Origin of the sequence: Bradymonas sediminis (genome assembly GCF_003258315.1) — a bacterium.
Classification (GTDB): Bacteria; Myxococcota_A; Bradymonadia; order Bradymonadales; family Bradymonadaceae; genus Bradymonas; species Bradymonas sediminis.
In genome coordinates, this window is the sequence record NZ_CP030032.1 from 3,618,298 (window position 1) to 3,641,266 (window position 22,969).

Below are 22,969 nucleotides of genomic sequence, written 5' to 3' on the forward strand. Positions count from 1 at the left end.
ACCCTCAGTCACCCCAGATGTCGAGGACCTTGGTCTTCGGCGCCTTCTTGGGCTTGGGCTTCGACTTTTTCTGGTCGTCAAAAAGCCTGATGGGCTGATTCTTCGACGATTTGCTGCGCCGGGAGCTCGCCCGGCGCGCCGGCTTGGGCGCGGGCTTGGGCTCCTTGGGCTCGAAGGTCAACGAGACCTGCGTGACCCGCGCCGACAGGTCCGTCCAGCGCACTTCCTCGCGCACCTCTCGGCCGTCCTCAAGGGTGGCGACGACCTCGTGCACATCCTCACGAACAAGCCCCGAGACGTCGACCGGCGAGTGCCCGCGCACTCTGCCGTTGACCTTGATCTCGGCGTTGGTCGGGTAGGTCGTGACCTTGAGCACCCCGCCCACGGGCTGCAATTTAAACTCTATAATTTCGGTGTCTTCTTTGACCTGGACCGTGCGCTCTTCGCTGTCATAGCCCTGCGCGACCACCTGGACTTCGAGCAAACTCTCAAGCGCGGCGCCGCTGAGCGTGAACGGCGTCAGCCCGACCGCTTCGCCGTTGATGCTCACCCGCGCGCCCGCCGGCTCCGAGATGATGCGGATGTCCCGGGCGTCGAGCGCTTGCGCGGCCGCCGGCGCCTGGGGCTGGGCCTGGAGCGCAAACGCCGCAGGCTCGGTCGCCACCGCCTCGGGGCCTGAGCCCATACTCCCCACAAAGATCATCGCGCCTACCAGCAGCAGCACCGCGACGCTGAGCACCCCGATGAGCACCGGCGGCCGGCGCAACGCCGGCGGCACAAACCGCTCCATCAGCGGAAGCTCGCTCTCCGAGGTGATCTGATGGGACTCGGTGTCCAGGCTCGCGCCGAACCCGCCCGCCGCCGCCGGACTCGCCGACGCATTGGCCTGGGGCTTCGGAATCGCGCCGGGTGGCGGCGCGAATCCGGCCGGCGGGGCAAACCCCGCCGGGGGCGCGAACCCGGCGGGTGGCAACTCATTTCGTCCAATCTGGTCGCGGATATGATTCGGCGGCTTCTCGCCCTCGGCCCCCCAGATGCGCGTGGGCTCCTCTTCGCGAAACGGGTTGTCGGCATCCTCACGCTCAAGCTCAGCCACCTCTTCTAAGAGCGAGGCGCCCGGCGCAAAGATCATGCTCGCCTCGTCGGCCTGGTAGTCGACCCGCGACATCGTCGAGCTGGTGTCCTCGGGGTGGCGCCCCCCGAGCAGGTCGCCCACAAACTGAGCCAACTCGGTGCGCCGGTACGGCTCCCCCTGGCGGTCCAGATACGCCACCAAGTCTGTCTGCATATCCAGCGCCGACGCGTAGCGCTTCTGGGCGTCGCGCCGCGTCGCCCGCGTGATGATCTCGGCGAGCTGCGGGTCGAGGTCCGGGCGGATCGCAAAGATCGGCGCGAAGTCGGCCTGGCGCACCGACTTCAGCAGCCGCGCCTCGTCGATGCCCTGATAGGGGTGCTTGCCCGCCAACAGCTCATAGAGAACCATCCCCGCGGCGAATACGTCGGTGCGATGGTCGATATGGTGCCCGTAAGCCTGCTCGGGCGACATATAGTAGAATTTGCCCTTAATGATGCCGTGCTGGGTATTATTCTCGTCGTTGAGCTGGGCCTTGGCGATGCCAAAATCGACCAGCTTCACCTCCCCCTCGTGGCTGATCATGATATTCTGGGGAGACACGTCGCGGTGCACGATCTCGAGCGGGCGCCCGTCCGCATCCGAGCGCGAGTGGGCATAGTGCAGCCCCCCGAGCGCCTCGGCCATGATAAAGACCAGCGCCGCCACCGGGATGGCCCGGCCCCCCTGGCGCAGCGCCTTGCGGATCTGAAAGAGGTCGACCCCGTCGATAAACTCCATCGCGATAAAATACTGCCCGTCGATACACCCCAGGTCGAATATCTGGGCGATATTGGGGTGAGTCAGGTGCACCGCGATGCGCGCCTCATCCACGAGCATCTGGGCGATATCTTCTTCTTGACCGAAATGAGGGTGCAGCCGCTTGATCGCCAGCAACTTCTCGAAGCCGCCCAGGCCAACCGTCTTGGCGCGATAAATCTCGGCCATTCCCCCAACCGCAACGCGCTCCAATAGCGTATACTTGCCAAAATTTTCGATGCTTTCTACCATGTCGAGGCTGTCATTTGATCGGACTCAGCTACTTTTAAATGCCTCGCGTTCCCAAGCTCCGCGGGGCTGCGCTCTTAATATACGACGGACGATGCGCTTTCGTCCATCAGTGCCTTTATCTTATTTTCGCCCAATGAATTAAGGTGATAGGATTCGCCGTGAAGTGATACATGACGCCGCTTTAGCGGGCGAAGCCGAGCGGATGGCGCGCCGATTTCTCGCCCACCTTCGTGCCCTAGACGATACGAGCAGATATGTCCCCCTACGATCAGATGCCCTCCCACCCAGCGCACACCAAGATCGCGTATATTGACGGTCATCCGGCCACGCTGCACCTGCGCAAGACGCATCTGGTGGTCAACCCCGGCAGCGACAACGAGCGCACCTATAGCTTCGACCAGGACATCATCACCATCGGCGCCACCGCGGCCTGCGATGTCTTCCTCGACGATGAAACGGTCAGCCGCAAGCATTGCCGCATCATCCAGGACGGCCCGGACGTGCGGGTCGTCGACCTGCAGAGCACCAACGGCACCTGGGTCGAAGGGGTGCGGGTGGCCGAGGCCTACCTGGAGCCCGACATCCTGCTGGGCGTGGGAAATTGCATCATCCGCTTCAACCCGGTCGACGAGCAACTTCCGATCACCCCGACCGTGGCCGAGCGCCTGGGCGATATCGTCGGCAAGAGCGTAAAGATGCGCGAGATCTTCGGCATCATCGAGAAGATCGCCCCCACCGGGGCGAGCGTGATCATCGAGGGAGAGACCGGCACGGGCAAAGAGGTCGTCGCGCGCACGCTGCATAAGTTGAGCACGCGCGCCGACGCGCCCTTCGTGGTGCTCGACTGCGGGGCGGTGCCCGAGAACCTCATCGAGAGCGAGCTCTTCGGCCACGAAAAAGGCAGCTTCACCGGCGCCGTGATGAGCCGCAAGGGGCTGTTCGAGATGGCCGAGGGGGGCACGATTTTCCTGGATGAGCTCGGCGAGTTGGCCCTCGATCTGCAGCCAAAATTATTGCGCGTTCTGGAGCAACGCGAGGTCCGCCGGGTCGGGTCCAACAAGCCCATCCCGGTCAACGTGCGCGTGGTCGCGGCGACCAACCGCACCCTGGCCGAAGAGGTCGAAGCGGGGCGCTTTCGCGAGGACCTCTTCTACCGCCTCAGCGTCGTGCGCCTGAACCTGCCCCCGCTGCGCGAGCGCATCGAGGACGTCGAATTGCTGATCCACCACTTCTTTCGAAAACTCGCGTTTAACCGCGACGCCCAGGACCAACTCAAGCTCGACACCATCGCCCCGGACGCCCTCAGCGCGCTGCACGCCTATCACTGGCCGGGCAACGTGCGCGAGCTGGTCAACACCATCGAGCGCGCGTGCAGCTTCGCGCGCACCAACACGGTGACCCTGGCCGACCTGCCCGGCTATATCAGCGGCCACGACGCCCCCTACGACCTGAAGATGCCCGCCTCCCAGGCCCAGGAGCGCGCCCAATTCGACGACGTCCCCCGCCCCGCCGACTTAAACGAGATGCCGTTTAAGCGCGCCAAAGAGGAGTGGGTCGCCAGCTTCGAGAAGGACTATATCTCCACGCTGCTCGCCCGCCACAGCGGCAATATCAGCTCCGCCTCACGCGAAGCCGATATCGACCGCAAATATTTCCGAAAGCTGATGTATAAGCATGAGATTGACGTGGATGATGTGTCTTGAGCGGTCGGCGCCGGCGGGCGCGGGGGTGCTGCGCACCAGGTAGGGGGGCGCACGCCGGCAGGAGCACACTCAGTGAATGTCGACGTCCACCTGGCGCAGCGTGGTGAACACGATGCTCGACTGCCCCACAGAGCCCAGAGTGAGGTCAAAATTCATCCGCTTCAGCCCGACCGTCTGGCCAGCCCCGGCGTTTAGCCAGGCCGCCGAGATGGCGAGCTCCTCTTGCTCGGCCGGCTGACTCGCCCGCTTGAGAAAGCGCCCATCGAGCAGCGCCTCCACCATGGTATTGGACTCAATCGGCTCAAAAGAAATCCCAAGCGCTTCTCGACGTGAGTAGGACTCGCCCTGCACGGGGCTCAGAATGTGCGGGATCGCAGCAGGCTCGAGAGTATTGGTGCTCTTCTTTATGCCGGGCGCCTCCATCTGCGAGCGGTAGACCGCGGCGAGCCCACGGCGTGACGGCGCCGAATACACCCCGTCGCCCTGATGGGTCAGCTCAATCCACTCAAAATCCGCGTCATCGCTCGCGCCTTCGTCCCCAAGCCCGATGCGCACCGTCCCATCGGTCACCGCGACCTCTTCCTCCTCGGTGGAGTTATTATCGGGTCGAATCATAAACGTCGCGCGGAACTGCACATCGACCTGGGCCGGGTCGACCTCCATATTGCCATTGACCGACGGGTCGAGATCCGGGCTGACCTCGACGTCCATCATTCTTATCGGCCACTCATAGCCTTCCCGATTGCTCTGTGCATCGGTGACGCTTTCTTCGCCCGGAGTGCTGTCATCTGAATCACCACAGGCCGACAGACCCACGCCAAGGATAAGTAGAAGAACGCCATGGCACATGATCAACGCGTATTTTTTCTGCATTTTCTCCCCAAATAATCGGCCCGGACGCGATGAAGCTATCCTATACACCAAGACGTCATCGTTGCGCTTGGCGCGACTGCCGCGCCCTCTTGCGCGATCCGGGCATTAAAGATCAAAGTCGATTTATAGCAGGAGCGCCAACAGAATCAAGCCGTCGGCGCGCGCAGCCTGCGCAAACGGTCGGCGCCCCGGGCTGGGGGGCTCGACGAGCCTGCGCAAACGGTCGGCGACCCCCGGCTGGGGCTCGACGAGCCTACGTAAACGGTCGGCGACCGCCCGGTTGGGGCTCGGCGAGCCTGCGCAAACGGTCGGCGACCGCCCGGTTGGGGCTCGGCGAGCCTGCGCAAACGGTCGAGGCGCGTTTGGGGGAGCTCCGAAGCCCGGCGCGGCCTCAATCCGCGGCTTCATCTGCTGGTGGAATGCAGATTGTGCCCCAAAAAAAAAACTACTCTGCCTGGTAAAAACGCTCGAAAGCTCTTGTACGGGTGCTTTTAGACCCGAAAAGATCAGGTTCAATATTACCACTCATCCACTCAACGACGACAACTTTCAGAATTACCCTTTTCGCTCAAGAATCTCGCGAATCACTCCCACGAGCCCACTGGGAAAATCCGCACTCACCGCACCCAAACTGGCCTCAACACTTTCTCGCTGCGAAGCCGACGGCGTCGTATAAACATAGTTTACCCGACTCGCCCAATGGGTGAGATAGCCCGCGATTCGCTCATTGAGCTCAGGGTGGGGGTGGTGGTCGTGGCTGGCGGTGGCGGCGCGCAGCAAGTACTCAAGCCGAGACCAGAACTCTAAATTATCGAAAATTTGCAAGACAACCGCGCGCGTATGATGGTGGCGTGTGTGGATATAGACATTCAGGAGCCGCCCAAGCGAGCTGTCATCGAGATCCTCGGACACGATATCTGCGGCCATTCGGCTATTGCTAGGGATTTCGTCCTCGAGCGCGGCCAGAAAATGCTCGCGATGCACGGCAGGGGCGACGTGACCAAGCGCGCGCAGCGCGAGGCGCCGGGTCTTAGACGAGGGGCTGGCGAGGTGAGGCAAAATAAGTTGAGCATCTCGGGGCTCTCCGATGTCGCCGAGGCCGCGCAGCCCCGCCTGCAAAATGCGCGTCTCCCCACCTTCGGCCAGCTCGCGATAGCGCTTGAGGAAGCCGCCCTCGCCCATCTGCTCAAGATAGTATCGGGCGTATTGTCGAATCGACGCGCTGGCGTCCAGCAGCGCATCGGACAGCGGCGTCAAGGCCTGGTGGGGGAACCTTTGAACGTAGATCTCGAGGACTCGCTGGCGCACCATACGGTGCGGGTCAGCGCGGTGACTGGCGGCCAAATCCGCGAGTGCGTTGCCGCTGAGATGACGCCCCGCCGCCTCAATCGCGCCGGTTCTGAGGTTGATTGGCCGGAACCCCGCCAACCAGCTCATTGACCGCCTGGATGGCAGCCCGGACCACCGCCGGGCGCTCAAAGAGCGTGCCTACGAGCTGCGGCAAGATCAACGCCTCATCGCAGGCGGCGATCTGCTCGATCAGCTCAACGCGTCGCCTAACCCGCCAACGACTCTTGCTCGTTTTTTCTAGCTTATGGACAAGCTCATAGGTCGTGAGCGCGGGGTTTCGCAATTTAGCCAACGGGTTCTCTCGACCTGAGAGGGGAGAATAGGCAATCGAGGCCGGCTGCATGCGGCGCAAACCACCGCTAAATCCGCGGCTTCATCTCAACATAAAGGCTTTTGAACGCCCCGCTGCCCAGCTCAAGGGTCTGGGTATAGGGCAGATAGGAGGGGTGTGAGACCTCGACGGTATGCTCGCCGGGGGCCAGGTCGAGCAGGGTGATCGGGGCGGCGCTGCCCTGGTCGACGCCGTCGACCTTGATCTGCAGCCCGGTCGGCGGCGACACGCTGAGCACCAGCGTCGCGGCCAGCGGCGCGTTCGAGGCGGCGGCGGCGGCGGCGGCGTCGACCACCGGCGCCTCGGCGTCTTGGGCGTCGCGCCCCTGCCAGACAATGACCGTGACCACCGCCAACACGCAGGCGACCGCCAGCGTCGCGCCGGCGATGAGTTTAAGCCGGCCGCTGCTGGGCGCGGGCGCCTGGGATGGATTCGGGATCTCGCGCGGCGTGTCATTGACGCCAAAGTCCTGGCCGTCCAGGGGGTGCGCCGGCGAGAGCGCGCGGGCGCCGCGGTTGGCCAGCGGTGACTGCATATCCTCGACGGTATCGGAGCCAAAGCCGCCGCCGTCATATGGGGCCGCTTCGGCCACGTCGACGACCTCGATGATGTCGTCCATGCCGATGAGCAGCACGTCCTCTTCGGTCTCGGCCGCGAATTGATAGCTATCAAATCCGCCCGCCGCGACGATGGTATGCTCGGTGGCAAATTGCGCCGCGTCCTCGTTTGCCTGCGGGGCGATCTCGGAGTCCCAGAGCGTGTCACCCGAAGCCTCCGGATCCGCATCGGCCTCGGCCTGCTGCAGGCGACGCACATCGTCGGGGGTGTTAATATGCTGGAATTGCTGGCGTTTCTCGCGCTCCTTTGCGACGTCTTCGGCGAAGACATGCGCCATCCAGGCCGACATATCGGCGGCGCGAAAGCCGCCCTGGCCTTCCAAAAACTCGCCGATCGCCGCCGCGACCTCGCCGCCGGTCTGGTAGCGCTGCTCGCGGTCAGGGGCCAAAATCTTGGCCACAATCTGGTCGACCTGCGGCGGAATCGCGTCGTTATATTCGCTGGGCGCGGGCACATCGGGGTCGCGCAGCATCTGCAGCGTCTCGAAGTCATTCTCGCCGCGAAACAGCCGCCGATTGGTCAGCAACTCCCACAAGAGCGTGCCGATCGAGAAGATATCGCTGCGGTGGTCGAGGTCCTGGCCGCGCACCTGGTCCGGGCTCATATACCCGAATTTCCCCTTGAGCACGCCGACCTGGGTGCGGGTCTCCTGGAAGGTGCCCTTGGCGATGCCGAAGTCGATGATCTTGACGTTGCCGCCGTAGGTCACCAGCACGTTTTGCGGGGAGATATCGCGGTGGATGATATTGAGCGGGTCCCCGTTCTCGTCGGTCATCGCGTGCACGTAGTCCATGCCCAGGGCGATCTCGCGCGCGATATAGCAGGCCATCGCCACGCCCATGATGTCTTTTTGGCGGCGCAAGACCCGCTGCAGCTCCAGCAGCTCCTTGCCGCTGATAAACTCCATCAGGATATAAGGCGCGTTGTGGAAGCGCCCCAGCTCGTAGGTGCGCACGATATTGGGGTGCACCAACTGGACGGTGAGCGTCGCCTCGTCGATGAACATCTGGACGAACTCGTCGTCCTCGGCCAGATGCGGCAGGATCCGCTTCAGCGCCAGATGCTTTTGCGATTCCGGGGCATTAAAGGGTTTTGCCCGAAAAATCTCGGCCATTCCCCCAACGCTGACTCGCTCTAATAGGCAATATTTGCCAAATAGCATCGGTCGATTCACGACGCTCGCTCTCTTTAGTATCGGGTCCTGCCATCCCTAATTGAATGACATTTCAACCCGAGTATAGGTTTGCCGGTTTAAAGGCGTCAATGCGTCCCGCAGCCCGGGGGTCCTCGCCGCTCCGTGTGCCCGCCGTCAGACAGGCGCGGCTCCCGAAGACCAATCAGGGTCAATAATTGCGCATAACCGGGCTAGCACCGTCGTCGCGAAAAGCAAAGAAATAATCATCCTCACGATTTATGCGACCGCCGGGGTCGGGTGGACCCGGCGCGGCCAAGCGCCGCGCTGCCCCGGACTATAACCCACCCGGCCACCGGTGGATATTGCCGCGGCGGCGAAAGCGCGCCCGGGGCAATCCCTTGAAGATGCGCCCGGCGAGCTTAGACTGATGGGCGTTTATCTCATCGCATTTCCGCTCGGGTTTGTGTTATGAGCCACGGCAGCTAACCGCAGGCGCCGATCGCTTTGAGTAGGGCCGAGGGCGCCGCATTGTTCAACATTTATCGTTATTATCTGGGAATCCAATGAGCGACGCTCCGACCGGCCATATCTCGCAACGAAAACTCGACCATATCGACCTATGCGCCCAGCAGCAGGTGGAATATCGGGGCAAATCGACCTTGCTCGAGGAAGTTGAATTCCTGCACGATTCCCTGCCGGAGTTATCGCTCGACGCGATCGACCTGAGCAGCGAGGTCATGGGCAAGCGCCTGGCCGCGCCGCTGCTGATCACCGGGATGACCGGGGGGGCGGAGCGGGCCCAGGAGATCAACCTGACCCTGGCGCGGGTCGCCCAGGAATTGGGCATCGCGTTCGGCGTGGGCAGCCAGCGCGCCATGATGCGCCACCCCGACCTGGCCCAGACCTACCGGGTGCGCGAGGTCGCCCCGGACGTGCTGCTCTTCGGCAATATCGGCGCGGTGCAGGTGGCCGAGTCCTCCACCGCCGAGCTCGAAGACCTGGTGGGCGCCATCGACGCCGACGCGCTTTGCGTGCATTTGAACCCCGGCCAGGAGATGATCCAACCCGAGGGGGACCGCGACTTTCGCGGCTGCATCGACGGCATCGCGCGCCTGGTCGACGCGCTGTCGGTCCCGGTGATCGCCAAAGAAACCGGCTGCGGCATCGGCCCGCGCGCGCTCGACAAATTAAAGCAGACCGGCGTCCAATGGGTCGACACCTCGGGGGCGGGCGGGACCACCTGGGTGGGGGTCGAGACGCTTCGCACCACGCCTGAGAAGGCCGAAATCGGCGATATGTTCTGGGATTGGGGCGTGCCGACGGGCGCCGCGATCGGCTACGCGGCCGAGCGCGGGTTTCAGGTGATTGGCTCCGGCGGGCTGCGCACCGGGCTGGACGCCGCGCGCGCCATCGCCCTGGGCGCAAACCTTGCGGGCATGGCGCTGCCCTGGCTCAAAGCAGCCTATAACGAGGGCCCGGAAGCCGCGCTTAAATACGGGCACACGACCCTCCATGCGCTGCGGGTCGCCTGCCTGCTGACCGGCTCCCACAACCTGGCCGAGCTGCGCCAGGCCCCGCGCATCCTGGGGCCCAATTTGCAGCGCTGGTTGGCGCATCAATAATTGGATTACCCGCGCGCTTCGCGCCCAGTTATCCGCCCAGTTATCCGCCCGGACAACCGCCTTCACCGACGGCTCGCCGGGCGATAGCGGGGCCCAGAACACGCCCCGGCCGGCCTGCGCAACACCCGCCGGCTTGACACTCAAAAAATTTGCGTGCTACTTCACGCCCACCAGCTTGGTTATACGGCTAAAGATGTGTTTAATTGCCGCTGGTCTGGCGCACCATTTCGACGCCTTTCGAACGGATACTAAATGAATAACTCGCTATTATTTCGCTGTTTGGTCACCGCCCTGCTCGTCTGCGCCACCAGCTCGGCTTACGCCCAGGATACGCCGGCCACGCAGGATAGCGCCGAGCCCGCAGCCGCGGCGGACACACCGAGCGCGGACGTCCCGGCCCCGTCGGACGAGGCTGAGGACGCGGACGCCGAAGAAGGCGACGCGGATGAGGACGGTGCCGGCGAAGACGGTGTCGCGGATGAGGACCGCGCCGGCGAAGACGGCGTCGAGGAAGAGGCCGTCGCGCCTGCGCTCGTCGACGAGGACGCCGAGCCGACGCCCGAGAACACCGGAAAAGCGATCATCGCGCCCCCGCCCAAGACCAGCCCCATCGCGGACCTGGCAAAGGCATCGAGCAACGACGAGTTCGTGCCGCTCGAAGACCTTGACGAGGCGGTGCTCCAGAGCATCACGCCGGCCAAAGTCTACCCCTTCGTGGATTGGAGCGGGTCCTTCCGGCTGCGAAACGCCTATAAAAAGAATTTCGACTTAGACACCTTCGGGACCTCGGCGGTGCCGCCGCCCGTGGAGCAATACACCCCGCCCAACGACCAGACGACGACCCCGGTCGACGCCGAGGCGGACACGCTCTGGTCGACCGATATGCGGCTGCGCCTGGAGCCCGAGATCAACATCACCGAGTCGCTTCGCCTGCATGTTGAGGCGGACCTGCTCGACAATATCGTGCTGGGCACCCAGCAGGGAAATATCGAGCGTTTCGGGGTCGCCGGCGTCGACAAATCCCAGCCCATCATCAAGGTTAACGAGGCATGGGCCGAGATCGACGTACTCTCGGCGACCTTCCGCGCCGGTCGCATGGACGACCAGTGGGGCCTGGGCATCTTCGCCAACGACGGCGACTGCTTTAGTTGCCGGGTCGAGAACCCGATCGACCGCCTCTCGCTGACCATCCCTGTGTGGGAATTCTACGCCCGCCTGACCGCCGACTTCCCGGCCGACGGATTGGCCACCGCCCCGCTGACCTTCGCGGGCCAGGCCTATGACGCCGGCCAGATCGACGACGTCGACCAATATACCCTGGCCATCTTCCACCAGGCGCGCACCCGCCAGGACCGCGAGCTTCGCGCGCACCGTCTTCAGGTCGAGAAGAAGCCTGTCTTCGACGGCGGCCTCTACTTCACCTACCGCACCCAGCGCGGGTTCTTCCAGCCGAACTCCGGCGCGGACGCCGGCGAGTTGGACCGCCTCGACCAGGGCACCCTGACCTACCGCGGCATGCAGATGTATATCCCGGACCTGTGGTTCGAGATGATGTATAACCCCGAGCCCGACATGCTGCTCCGGGTCTCGCTTGAGGCGATCGGCGTGTTCGGAAATATCGACAACGCCGGCACCGACCCGGTGGGCGTGAGCGACGATAACGACGCGGTCAATTGCTTCGACGCGGACACCTTCGCGGCCAACGAGGCCATCTGCACCAGCACCGGCACCGGCTCCGACCGCAAGGACGCCTCCACCACGCTTAGCCAATTCGGCGTGGCCCTCGAGAGTGAGCTCTATATGGGCGGACCGGTTCGCTTCGGCCTCAACGGTGGCTTTGCCTCCGGCGGCGCCGAGCGCAACTGGGGATTCCAGAGCGACGCCAGCGGACATATCAATTCGCGCGGGCGCGCGGCGATGCAATTCTATCGCTTCAGCCCGAATTATCAGGTCGATATGATCTTGTTCCGCGAAGTCATCGGCACGGTGACCAACGCGTATTACGCCAAGCCATGGGCGCAGGTTCGTTTCTTCGAGTCGCCCGCAAGCCGCATGGAAATCCAACTTGACGCGATCTTCTCGGCGGCAGCCGACCCGGCGGGCACCCCCTCGGCGGTGGTGGTCGACGAGATCTCCAGCGGCGGCAATAGCCTGCTCGGCCTGGAGTTCGACGCCGCCGCTCGCTATATCGAGTCCGACCAATTCCAGGCCGAACTCGCCGGCGGCATTCTCTTCCCCTTCGCGGGACTTGAGCCGCAGATCAACAGCCAACGCCTGGTCCCCTACGGCGACCAGCCGCTGCAATACGGCCAGACCTTCGCGCCGAGCTTCGCCTGGACCATTCAGGCCAATTTGAACTGGCACTTCTAATTGAAGGGTTAGACCTCAAAAGCTGTTTATCTTTATAAAAGCCAGCGCGACTCGGTCGCGCTGGCTTTTGTTTTGGTCTAGGATAAACGCTCCAAAAAGTGGCGGTTTCAGTCGTAATTCGCCGGCATATTGGCTATGCTCGCGCCCTATCGCCAGCAAGAGTCCCCATCAAGGGTGATGCCCATGAGTCGATCGTCAAAGCTTCGAAAATATTACGAACAGGCCTATCGCGACCTGAGTCGAGTTGAGTTGCAGCGCGGCTTGCGCCCCCTCGACGACCTCGGGCTGATGGATCTCTTCGACTACGACCCCGAGCTCTGGCTGGGCTTCTATACCAAAGAGGGACTCTCGCTCGCCCTTGAGCGCTACGGCATGAACAAAGACCTGCGCAAACGCGGCTTTAAGGAGATTCGGCTCGAGCTGAACCTCGAGGATAGCGAGGAGCAGATGCTGCGCATCTGGAGCGAGCGCCCCAAGATCGAGGAGCCGCTGCTGGAGTTGGTGGCATCACGCACGGTCCTGCATTTCCGCGACGACTTCCTGGATGCGACCACGCCAGCGTTCGCGCCCATGCTCAATATCCACTGGCTCCTGATGCAGAACCCACGCTCGAGCTTTGGCCCCGACCGACTGCCCCTGCCGGGTCAGGTCCACCCGGGCAGCGGCCTGGGCGAGCAGGTGATGGGGCTGCTGACCAACACGTGCCGCCGCCTCAAGCTCGGCGGCCTGGTGACCGTGCCCGCGCATTTCCACAACGCGATTATGTACGCCGGCACCTACCACTATATCGACCCTCAGGCCGAAGGAGCACTGCAGGCGCTTCAGCGCGACCTCTTCAACGGCAAGTCCCCCCTCGACGACCCGACGCACCTGGTGGCCGCGAGCTGGGCTTTTCAGTGGAAGATGATCGTCGACAAAAAGAACGACCCCGAGGAACCCTACGAATGGTTCCACGAGGCAATGGTGCACCCCTGCAACTCCGAGATGCGCGCCTATTTCGAGTCCCCCAAATACCTCGACGAGGTCGCGGCTGCGCGGGACACCCACGACTTTAAGATCTTCGACAAAGCGCTCAGCCGCCAGATGGCGCGCTGCGGGTTGGCCCCATGGGACAGCGCGCGCGTGAACGAGTGGCTCGCCAAGCAAGCCTAGCTGATTTAACCCATGACCTGACAAAGTTATGTGATGGGAAGCTAACTCCCCACCACCGAATACCCGGAACTCGATGAGATTATCGCTGTCACGCCTCACGCCGCTTCTCACGCTCATTATATTTAGCATCTCGGGCTGCGCGCTGCTCGACGCAGCCGGAGATGCGTCCGGCAACGACGCCCAAACCGGGATGCTCGATGCGGGCGCCGACGGCGCAACCTCGACCGACGCCGTTCCCTCGACCGACGCCGAAGTTACGCCGGATGCCAGCGGCAACGGCCCAGCCTTTGTGACAAGGTGGAAAAACGCAGATGACACACCGGCTTCACGCTTCACTGTCGCGCTGCCACTCGTAGAGAATGGGATATACGACTTTAGCGTCGATTGGGGAGACGGAAACACCGCGCAAATCACGCAATGGGATTCCGAAGATACCAAGCATACCTACGTAGCGGAGATATCAGAGGCCACGATAACCATTCGTGAGACGATCCACGGATGGGCGTTTAAGGAGGGTGGAATCAGCGTCAAGAACCTGCGCGAAATCAAAGCCTGGGGGCCACTCCAACTCGGGGAAACCACACACCAATTTGAGAACGCGGCCAATTTAAGAATCACAGCCACGGATACCCCCGACCTATCGGCTACGACGTCATTAGTCGGGATGTTTATGAACGCCGAAAGCCTCGATCGAAATGCAGCAATGCAGGCCTGGGACGTCAGCCATATCACCTCCATGCGAGGTATGTTCGACGGGGCGATATCCTTCAATCAGCCGCTCGGCGAGTGGGATATTCGTCGGGTGAAGTCCATGGAAGATATGTTTAAGGGGGTCACCCTATCGGAGGATGTTTATGATCAGATACTGACCGGCTGGGCTGAGTTCGCAGAGCCTCGTGAATCGGGTGTGATCTTTTCGGGTGGGAACTCCACCGTTGGTTCGCAGGAAGCAACCACAGCCCGCGCAAAGTTATTGACGGACTATTGCTGGACGATTAGCGACGCGACTAGTTACCCTTCACGTGTCTGCTTGAATTAAGCCGCATCCTCATCGCCGTCCCCATAGAAAAGCCGCCGGCCCCCAATGGGTGCCGACGGCTTTTTAGGATCCGCATTTAAGCGCGGAACCTTCGTACATTCAGGCCTTATTCAGCGACACCCTTTTTGGGCTTATCATCGGCCTTAATATCGTCCTCAAAGACGTATTGGGCCAACTCGCTGACGTGGTCGACGAAGAAGATCTCGAGGTCCGCCTTGATCTCGGGCGACACGTCGATGAGGTCCTTCTCGTTACGCTTGGGCATGACGATGCGTTTGATCTCGGAGCGATGGGCCGCGAGGACCTTCTCCTTGATACCGCCGACGGCCAGGACATTACCGCGCAGGGTAATCTCGCCGGTCATCGCGACGTCGCTGCGAATGCGCACGCCGGTCAGCAGGCTCATAATCGAGCTATACATCGTGATACCGGCCGAGGGACCATCTTTGGGGATGGCGCCTGCGGGCACATGGATATGGATATCGTGGCCCTTGATGAAGTCGGGGTCGAGGCCAAACTCCTCGGCGTTGGCGCGAATATAACTAAGCGCGGCGCGCACCGACTCCTTCATCACGTCGCCAAGCTGGCCGGTCAGCACCAACTCGCCTTTTCCGAGCATACGGGTGGACTCGATAAAGAGGATATCGCCGCCCGACGGGGTCCATGCAAGACCGGTCGCGACACCGGGCTGAGAGGTGCGCTGTGCGACCTCGTGCTGGAATTTCTCCGGCCCGAGATAGTCGATCAGCATATCCTTGACGACGTTGACCTTGATCTCGTCGCGCTTGGACTCTTCGGTCTCAGCGACCTTCACCGCGACGCCGCGGCAGACGTCGGCGATGCGCCGGTCAAGGCTTCGCACGCCGGCTTCGCGGGTGTAATTGCGAATAATCGACTCAAGCGAGGCGTCGTCAAAGACGAGGTTCTTGTCGCTCAGACCGTGTTGCTCCAGCTGACGCGGGATCAGGTATTCGCGCGCGATATGCTGTTTATCGTAGGCGGTATAACCCGGAATCTCGATGACATCCATACGGTCGCGAAGCGGCGGCGAGACCGAGTCGAGCATATTCGCGGTGGCCACGAATAGGACGTTGGAGAGGTCGACCGGCAGCTCAACATAGTGGTCACTGAAGGTGTCGTTCTGCTCGGGGTCCAGGACCTCCAGCAGCGCCGCGGAGGGGTCGCCGCGGAAGTCACGACCGACCTTGTCGATCTCGTCGAGCATAAAGACCGGGTTACTCGTGCCGGCCTTTCGCAGGGCCTGCACGATACGGCCGGGGAGCGCGCCGACGTAGGTACGACGGTGACCGCGAATCTCGGACTCGTCGTGCACGCCGCCCAGGGAGATGCGCACGAATTTGCGTCCCAACGCGCGCGCCACCGAGCGACCCAGGCTGGTTTTACCCACGCCAGGCGGGCCAACGAGGCAGAGAATCGGCCCCTTCATATCTTTTTTGAGCTGGCGCACTGCCAGGTATTCGATGATGCGTTTTTTGACCTTATCCAGGTCGTAGTGATCCTCGTCGAGAATCTCGCGCGCGTTCTTCACGTCGAGCTTGTCGGTGGTCTGCTCGCTCCACGGGATGTCCATGAGCGTTTCGACATAGGTGCGCGTGACCCCGTACTCGCTCGAGGCGGGCTGCATCATGCGCAGGCGCGACAGCTGCTTGCGCGCCTTCTTCTCGACCTCTTCGGGGAGGTCCTTCTCGTCGATGAGGCGAGCCAACTCCTCGAGATCTCCGCCCTCGCCGTCGAGCTCGCCGAGCTGTTCTTTGATGGCCTTGAGCTGCTGGCGCAGATAATATTCGCGCTGATTTTTGTCGATCTCTTCTTTGATCTGGCTCTGAATCTTGTCGCTAACGCGCAGGACTTCGAGCTGTCGGGCGAGCAGCGTCACCACCGTTTCGAGTCGCTCTTTGAGCGGAACGGTCTGCAGGATCTGCTGCTTTTCTTCGACCGGAATGTCCATATTCGCGGCGACGAAATCACAGAGCTGACCCGGGTCGTCGACCCCGTCGACCATCTGCGCGGCCTCGCGCGGCATCTCCGGGATGAACTTCACGACCTGCTTTGCGGTCTTCTTCAGGTTGCGAAAGAGCGCCGAAATCTCGACCTTATCGGCCTCCAGCGGCGTCTCCGGCGGAAAGACCTTGAAGCGACCGCGGAAATACGGCTCCTCCTGGAGCATCTCCTGCAGCTCGATGCGCTGCTGGCCCTGGATGACAACGCTATAATTGTCCTCGGCCAGCTTCACGCTCTTGATCACGCGCGCGACCGTACCGATGGTGTAGAGGTCACCGGTGGTCGGGTCATCAATCTCGGCGTCTTTTTGGGTTAAAATCGCGATCGGTGTTTCATTCTCGGCGGCTTCGACGATCAGACGCAGGCTCTTGGGTCGGCCCACTGCCAAGGGCACGACCACCTGGGGAAATAGAACGGTATTGCGTAGCAACAGAACCGGCAGGTCCTGGACGCCTTCTAATAGTTGATCCTGTGAAATCCCTTGCATTTCCGACATATAAATTTCCCTTTGATCTTATGCGTTAACTTGAAATCCGTATCGCCGGCGAGCGCTCGTCGGTGGCCGCCAATCGGGTCGCGACCGGGGCCTGCGCGGCGAGCGTATTTGTAGATAATTCTACAAAGCCATATGATTTGATTCGATTGCAACGCATGCAAATGATATTAAGATTCGAGTCCGAGAGCCGGGGCATAAAACCCACGCTCAATCTGCTTGGCCGTTGGTCAAAAGACCGCTGAAGCTGCTTGTTCCATTCAGTGAACCTCAAAGAACTAGAGTGGTAGCCCAAGAGAACCAATCAGCGCAAACATGGTAACGACTGGCCCACAGGCAACCCCATTTTTCAAATTAACTCAAAATAATTTCGAATGTCCCCTTCAAAGCCCTCAAAACCCAGCCACCAGCCGCTGATCGACGGCGACGCCGAGAAGCCAGCGGCTCTGCGGCGCGCCCAAAATAGCGCCGCGAACCTCATCTCTCGCCACCTAAAACCACGGGTCGAAGAGGCGATGACGGCGGTCGCGCCACTGGTCGAAAAAGGCGCGCATGCCGCCATCCTCAAGCTGGCCGAGCCGGGGCGCGCGCGCCTGCTCCAAAAGTCGATGGCCGGCCTGGCCCAGTGGACCATGGCCACCGGATTTGAGCTCGACCCGCACGCCGGCCTGCTCTTCGAATTTGTGGATACCCTGGAGCAATACCACTCCCGCGAGGTCGTGCTCAAAATCATCGCTCGCCATGCGAGCAGCTATGAGCGTGATATGCTCCAGCTAATGATGAAAGCGACTCAGAACGCGGGTCATTCCGGGCTGGCAAGCTTTGCAGGTGGCGACATGCCCGATTTCCTCAAGGAATTCATGGGCTTGAACACCGCCCAAGAGACCCCAAATCCTGATAGTGGCAGCGGTGAAGATGCGTCCAAATTCGCCGCGGAGTTCGAGCGCCAACGCGCACGACTCGGCGATTCGATGCTCGACCTGCTCTGCGAATTGGCGGCCCTGGAGTCCGACGAATTGCCGCCGCACACCCCCGACGCCCAGCGGGCGTATTTCGAGGACGCCCCCATCGAGCCGCGCTTTAAATTGTTGGCGAAGTTAGCCGCCGGTGACCCCGAGGCGTTCGCCGCCGTCGCACAACAAAGCGCTGAGCAAAGCGCCGAGAAAAGCGCCCGCGCCGAGGGCGGCCTGCGGGCAAAGTTCGGTGGCTCGCGGCTGGGGCGCATCTTGCGCCGTGATTCCGCTCGCTCCGCCGAAGCCGAGGCAAAGGCGGACGACACCCCGCCAGAGACACCCGCCACCCCGCCGTCGGGCATGCTCGCGCGATTTGTCCCCTCGCTCAACGACCCGGCGACCCGCTTTTTAACCACCAGCCACCTCTTTTTTCTGCAGAGCTACCTGATGCGCACCACGATTGAGGGGCTGCCGCAGATGCTGGCGACCGTGGCCGAGCTCGAGCGCGAGGTCGAGCGGAACCAGGAGGATGTCATGGTCATCGACCCGCCCGAGCCTCCCTCAAAATAAAACCGAGTCCGGCCCATCGTTTGGGCTCGAGCGGGCAATTCGCCCGGTTTTCTTGTGCCCACGCCAATGCTCCGTTATGCAAGGGGGCGCGGTCGGCCCGAAGATGGCCATTGATCGCCCCAAAATAGTTATTAAATGGACCGATGGCTCCCCTGGAGTCCCCCAAATACACACTGAGATTTTGCAATGGCTCCCAAAGTATTTGTTGCCCTCGCCGGCAATATCGGCACCGGGAAAAGCACGGCTGCGCGACTTCTATCGCGGCATTTCGGCTTCGAGATCTTCCACGAGCCTGTCCTCGATAACCGCTTTTTGAAGGCCTATTATCAGGATATGACGCGCTGGAGCTTCACGCTCCAGATGGAGTTTTTGCTCAAGCGCATCGAGCACCATATGATGATCGAGCGCCACACCGGCTCCTGCGTGCAGGACCGCACGCTGATCGAAGACCCCGAGATTTTCGCCAAATACCTGCACGGACTGGGCCATCTAAGCGACAACGAACTGGACCTGTATTTCGACTATTTCCAGCGCTTTAGCACCCAGGTTTCCCAGCCCAATAAAGTGATCTTGCTGCACACCCCGGACGTCAACGTGCTGCTTAAACGCATCGCGCTGCGCGGGCGAGAAGAAGAGCGCGGCATCACCGCCGCGTTCCTCAATGGCCTCAATGGGTATTATAATTCGTTCGCGAGCGTGGCGCAGAGCAAATACAACACGCAGGTGCTCAGCGTCGACATCACGAATTTAGATATCCGCGAGGGCGCGGGGAAATGCCAATTCTTGGAGGAGGTCCAGGTCTTCCTGACCGCCGATCTGCCGCCCGACAATCAACTGCCCTTCGCGATTGCGCCGACGCAGAGCTGAGCGCGGGCGGCCGCGGCGCTCAAGCCGTCAAGCGCAGCGCGATAAAGCCCAGGATAAACAGCGCGGTCACCGCGATCAGGGTGATGATAAAGCGTCGCCCCCGCGCGTCCTGGTTTTTCTGCTTGGTGGTTCTGGGCTTCTTACGTCGTTTTGATTTTGCCATAATATTTCATTTCGGTATGAGTGCTCGGAAATAGGCGCAAACCGCCGCAATTTTCCGTTCATTATTTATGACGGATATTCGCGTCCTTCAACGCGACGATCATAGTCATTTTTGCTCAGAAAGGCCAAGTGATTCCTGGTTATACATGCGGCGCAAGATATCGCTGCGGGTGATAATACCGACCAGGCGCCCGCCGTCGCGCACCGGCAGCCGGCCAATATCGCGCTGGGTCATCAGCTCGAAGGCGTCCAGAATCGGCTCATCCTGGGGGATGGCGACCACCTCGTGGCTCATATGGCTGGCGACCGGCAGATGCAGATTCCCACCCGCCTCGGCGCGCGCGATGTCGCGCCGCGAGATGATGCCGTCGATGATGGTGCAATTGACGTCGCTGGAGTCGCCAACCTCGGCGTCGCATACCTCCTCGGACTCCGCCGAGCGCACCGGCGCGCCGCTGAAATTCCAGCGCTCCAGCAACGCCTTGGCCTCACCCAACGACACATCTCGCCCGATGGTTTGCACCGGCGAACTCATCAGGTCCGAGACGCGGGTCGGCGATAGATCCGAAGCGTTCAGCGCCTCCTTTATCTCGGCGATCACCGACGCTTCGTCTCGCCCCTTAAAGGACGCAGCCCCCGCCCCGGCGTGGCCGCCGCCGCCCATCCCGGCCAGGATCTTACCGACGTTGATATAGGGCACGCGGCTGCGCCCGACGACCTGCACGCGCTTGCCCTGGTCGAAGCCTATGACGCCAAAGATCGCGTCGTGGCCGCCCAGGCGCATCACGTCTTCGACCACGCCGGCGGCCGACTGGACGAATTTGGCCGCGTGCCCGGTGCTGATCGCGATCTCAACGGCGTCGACGCTGACCTCTTCGAGCTGCCCCATCATCTGCGTCAATAATTGGAATTGCTCGGGCGTAAAGCGCTGGCGCATATAGCGGTTGACCACCGCCAGGCGCGCGCCCATGCGCAGGAGGTAGGCCGCGGCGTCGATATCGCGCGGGGTGGTCCCGTCAAAGGACAGGCTGCCGGTGTCGGAGTAAATCCCCAACAGCGCCAGGGTCGCCTCCCACTCATTGAGCTCGATGCCGGCCTCTTGCAGGCGCTCGCACAGTAAGGTCGCACACGAGCCCACGGGCTCGACGTTGACCTCGTCGGCCTCAATATCGTCGGCGCTTGCGGGGTGATGGTCGTAGACGATGACGCGTTTGGCGGTCTTAAAGAACTCGGTGTATTCGCGAAGTCGGCGCCCATTTCGCACGTCGACCACCACGATCTCGTCGACCGAAGCCGCGTCGACCTCGGGCACGCGCAGCAAGCCCGCGCGGTCTTTGTGCAGGGCGAGGTAGCGCTGCGTCGACAGGCTCACCGCGCGCGGGCGCACGCAGACCGCGTCGCCGTAGAGCTTTCGCGCGCACACCAGACTCGCCACCGCATCTAAATCAGCATTCGCGTGGGTGATAATGACGCGCATAATTCAGTCTCCGACACAATAATTGGGTGGCCCTCAAGGGCGATTCTTAAAATTTATAGCCGTTTCTTCCTAGCTCAGGATGCCGCCCAAGGTCTACCCCAGATTGCGCCAAAGGCCCACGCCTGCCCGCGTCGCTCGCTATAAAAGGCGCCCGACCTTTGCTAGAAAGTTATACTCGCAATCACCGCCCTCCTTCGAACGCAGCGAGCCTTTTATGAAAGCCATCCAGATTAAAGAAAACGCCGAGCGAAACATGGTCCTTGCCGAGGTCCCGCGCCCCTCACCGGGTCCCGGCGAGGTGCTGATCAAAGCGGTCGCGACCGCGGTGAACCGCGCGGATCTATTGCAACGCACGGGTCGCTATCCGGTGCCCGAAGGGGCCAGTGAGATCCTGGGGCTCGAGGTCTCCGGCACCATCGCCGAGGTCGGCGAGGGTGTGCAGGGTTGGCAGCGCGGCGACCGCGTGTGCTGCCTGCTGTCGGGCGGCGGCTACGCCGAATATGTGGTGGCCCCGGCGCCCCTTCTCCTCGCGGTCCCCGACGAGATGGACCTGGTCGAGGCGGCCGGCATTCCGGAGGTCTTTTTCACCGCCTACCTCAATGTCTTCTTGGAGGCGAACCTCGCCGAGGGCGAGCGCGTGCTGGTCCACGCCGGGGCCTCCGGGGTTGGCAGCGCGGCGATTCAACTCTGCAATCTCTTCGACTCCCCGGTGTACGCGACCGCGAGCGCGGCCAAGCTCGGCTTCTTGCGCGAGTTGGGCGTCGAGGCGGCCATCGACCGCCATCGCGAAGACTTCGCCGAGCAGATCAAGGAGCTCACCGACGGCGAGGGCGTCGACATCATCCTCGACCCGGTGGGCGCGGATTACCTGCAGAAGAATATCAGCGTGCTGAAGTTGCGCGGGCGGCTGGTGCTCATCGGGCTGCTGTCGGGTGCTAACACCGAGCTGTCGCTCACCCCGATCTTGATGCGCCGATTACGGGTCATCGGCTCGGTCTTGCGAAGCCGCACGCTGGCCGAGAAGACCGAGATCGCCGAGCGCTTCCGCCAGGAGATCTGGCCCTGGTTCCAGCGCGGCGAGCTTCGCCCCATCATCGACCGGACATTGCCCATCGCCCAGGCCGAACAGGCTCACGCCGTGCTTCGAAATAACGAGAATATCGGCAAAGTGCTGCTGACATTCTGAGCGCGCTAAACGGGCCTTGGGAGCGCAGAAAAAGATATATTTCGACTCCCCCGGTGGCATTTCGAAGGGGTTTTGTATATAGACGTGTGGAAACCCAAGACCTAAGGATTTTGACGTATGGGAACTTCGAATATTTCGGACACTTCAGTCCATTCAAATACAGGCAGACATTACGATTATTCCCCCGGACACCGCGCGCTCGAGATCGTGGCGATCGCGCTCTGCCTGGCCATGCTTGGAGAGCTGAGCTGGCGGTTGATTATGGCCATCGTGGCGGCGCCGGGGCTCGCGTCGATGGGCTGGTTGGTGGGCGCTGCGCTGGTGGGCTACCTCTGCGCAGACCTCGCCTCGGGCATCGTGCATTGGCTGGCCGACCGCTTCGGCTCGCCCGAGACGCCCATTTTGGGCCAGGCATTTGTGCATCCGTTTCGCGAGCACCATACCTTCCCCAAGAAGATCTTGGAGCACGATTTTGTCGAGGTAAACGGCAATAACTGCGTGGCGATGCTGCTGTTTTTGGTGCCGATGCAATTCGTATTGCCCGCGGCGCTCAGCGGCGCGTACGTCGGCCTGGCAAGCTTCACGGTGACCTTCTCGCTGGGCATCTTTTTGACCAACCAATTCCACCAATGGGCCCACGCGAGCGAAGTCGGCCCGGTGGTCAAGGTGCTCCAACGCTCGCGTCTGGTCCTGTCGCCGGAGGCCCACGACCGCCATCACACGCTTCCCTATGAGAGTGATTATTGCATCACCTCGGGCTGGATGAACCCGCTCTTGGAGCGCATCAACCTCTTTGGAAATATCGAGAAATTGCTCAACCATAAGGGACCCGAGCCGTATGTCCCGCCGACGGCCGAGGAGCAGCCCAGCGCTGAATAACCTCGCCGAAGTCATCGACTAAATAGAAAACCCGGGCTGGCCTAA

Annotated in this window: 17 protein-coding genes; 9 read left to right on the plus strand and 8 right to left on the minus strand. The window is 61.9% G+C overall.

Features of this window, described 5'->3' with window-relative positions; all coding sequences use genetic code 11:
* Positions 1-4 precede the first annotated feature (4 nt).
* Positions 5-2,122, minus strand: a complete 2,118-nt coding sequence (locus DN745_RS13660) for a serine/threonine-protein kinase (protein WP_111335685.1) — start codon at positions 2,120-2,122, stop codon at positions 5-7.
* A 254-nt stretch (positions 2,123-2,376) separates the two neighbouring features.
* Here DN745_RS13660 and DN745_RS13665 point away from each other — a divergent pair, with 254 nt between their 5' ends.
* Positions 2,377-3,825 carry a sigma 54-dependent Fis family transcriptional regulator gene (locus DN745_RS13665; RefSeq protein WP_111335687.1) on the plus strand — a complete coding sequence of 483 codons (1,449 nt, stop codon included), beginning with the start codon at positions 2,377-2,379 and terminating at the stop codon, positions 3,823-3,825.
* A 69-nt stretch (positions 3,826-3,894) separates the two neighbouring features.
* On the opposite strand, the gene DN745_RS13670 is transcribed toward DN745_RS13665, so the two are convergent.
* The 4 genes from DN745_RS13670 to DN745_RS13685 all read right to left on the minus strand — a co-directional run bounded on the left by DN745_RS13670 (position 3,895) and on the right by DN745_RS13685 (position 8,159).
* Positions 3,895-4,698: a hypothetical protein gene (locus DN745_RS13670; protein WP_133621837.1), complete on the minus strand. Its 804-nt coding sequence runs from the start codon at positions 4,696-4,698 to the stop codon at positions 3,895-3,897.
* Positions 4,699-5,253: 555 nt separating this feature from the next.
* Complete coding sequence (locus tag DN745_RS13675) at positions 5,254-6,135, minus strand: HEAT repeat domain-containing protein (RefSeq protein WP_133621836.1); 882 nt, start codon at positions 6,133-6,135, stop codon at positions 5,254-5,256.
* A complete protein-coding gene (locus DN745_RS13680) occupies positions 6,083-6,340 on the minus strand; it encodes a hypothetical protein (RefSeq protein ID WP_133621835.1) in 258 nt (85 codons plus the stop codon). Before DN745_RS13680 ends, DN745_RS13675 begins: the two co-directional genes overlap by 53 nt.
* Positions 6,341-6,407: 67 nt before the next feature.
* Positions 6,408-8,159 (minus strand): serine/threonine-protein kinase, encoded by a 1,752-nt coding sequence (locus DN745_RS13685; RefSeq protein ID WP_111335695.1) that lies wholly within the window; start codon positions 8,157-8,159, stop codon positions 6,408-6,410.
* A 536-nt stretch (positions 8,160-8,695) separates the two neighbouring features.
* On the opposite strand from DN745_RS13685, the gene fni reads away from it, so the two are divergent.
* From fni to DN745_RS13705, 4 genes are all read left to right on the plus strand, one after another.
* Complete coding sequence (gene fni / locus DN745_RS13690; RefSeq protein ID WP_111335697.1) at positions 8,696-9,754, plus strand: type 2 isopentenyl-diphosphate Delta-isomerase; 1,059 nt, start codon at positions 8,696-8,698, stop codon at positions 9,752-9,754.
* 252 nt (positions 9,755-10,006) lie between these two features.
* A complete protein-coding gene (locus DN745_RS13695) occupies positions 10,007-12,124 on the plus strand; it encodes a TIGR04551 family protein (RefSeq protein ID WP_111335699.1) in 2,118 nt (705 codons plus the stop codon).
* Between the two features lie 183 nt (positions 12,125-12,307).
* Positions 12,308-13,276: a hypothetical protein gene (locus tag DN745_RS13700; RefSeq protein ID WP_133621833.1), complete on the plus strand. Its 969-nt coding sequence runs from the start codon at positions 12,308-12,310 to the stop codon at positions 13,274-13,276.
* A 73-nt stretch (positions 13,277-13,349) separates the two neighbouring features.
* Positions 13,350-14,315, plus strand: coding sequence for a BspA family leucine-rich repeat surface protein (locus DN745_RS13705; RefSeq protein WP_111335703.1), 966 nt, complete (start codon positions 13,350-13,352; stop codon positions 14,313-14,315).
* A gap of 106 nt (positions 14,316-14,421) precedes the next feature.
* On the opposite strand, the gene lon is transcribed toward DN745_RS13705, so the two are convergent.
* Entirely contained in the window at positions 14,422-16,833 is a 2,412-nt protein-coding gene (gene lon, locus DN745_RS13710) for an endopeptidase La (protein ID WP_111335705.1), read from the minus strand.
* Positions 16,834-17,204: 371 nt separating this feature from the next.
* Between lon and DN745_RS13715 the strand changes: the two genes are divergently transcribed.
* Positions 17,205-18,353 (plus strand): hypothetical protein, encoded by a 1,149-nt coding sequence (locus DN745_RS13715; protein WP_111335707.1) that lies wholly within the window; start codon positions 17,205-17,207, stop codon positions 18,351-18,353.
* Between the two features lie 186 nt (positions 18,354-18,539).
* On the plus strand, positions 18,540-19,220 hold the full coding sequence (locus DN745_RS13720; protein ID WP_111335709.1) for a deoxynucleoside kinase: 681 nt from the start codon (positions 18,540-18,542) through the stop codon (positions 19,218-19,220).
* Between the two features lie 19 nt (positions 19,221-19,239).
* Here the strand turns inward: DN745_RS13720 and DN745_RS19375 are convergent, their stop codons facing one another.
* Positions 19,240-19,383 carry a hypothetical protein gene (locus DN745_RS19375; RefSeq protein ID WP_162687673.1) on the minus strand — a complete coding sequence of 48 codons (144 nt, stop codon included), beginning with the start codon at positions 19,381-19,383 and terminating at the stop codon, positions 19,240-19,242.
* A 105-nt stretch (positions 19,384-19,488) separates the two neighbouring features.
* A complete protein-coding gene (locus DN745_RS13725) occupies positions 19,489-20,859 on the minus strand; it encodes a CBS domain-containing protein (RefSeq protein WP_111335711.1) in 1,371 nt (456 codons plus the stop codon).
* A 214-nt stretch (positions 20,860-21,073) separates the two neighbouring features.
* Between DN745_RS13725 and DN745_RS13730 the strand changes: the two genes are divergently transcribed.
* Positions 21,074-22,045 carry an NAD(P)H-quinone oxidoreductase gene (locus DN745_RS13730; protein ID WP_111335713.1) on the plus strand — a complete coding sequence of 324 codons (972 nt, stop codon included), beginning with the start codon at positions 21,074-21,076 and terminating at the stop codon, positions 22,043-22,045.
* Between the two features lie 117 nt (positions 22,046-22,162).
* Complete coding sequence (locus tag DN745_RS13735) at positions 22,163-22,924, plus strand: fatty acid desaturase CarF family protein (RefSeq protein ID WP_111335715.1); 762 nt, start codon at positions 22,163-22,165, stop codon at positions 22,922-22,924.
* The last annotated feature ends 45 nt before the right edge of the window (positions 22,925-22,969 follow it).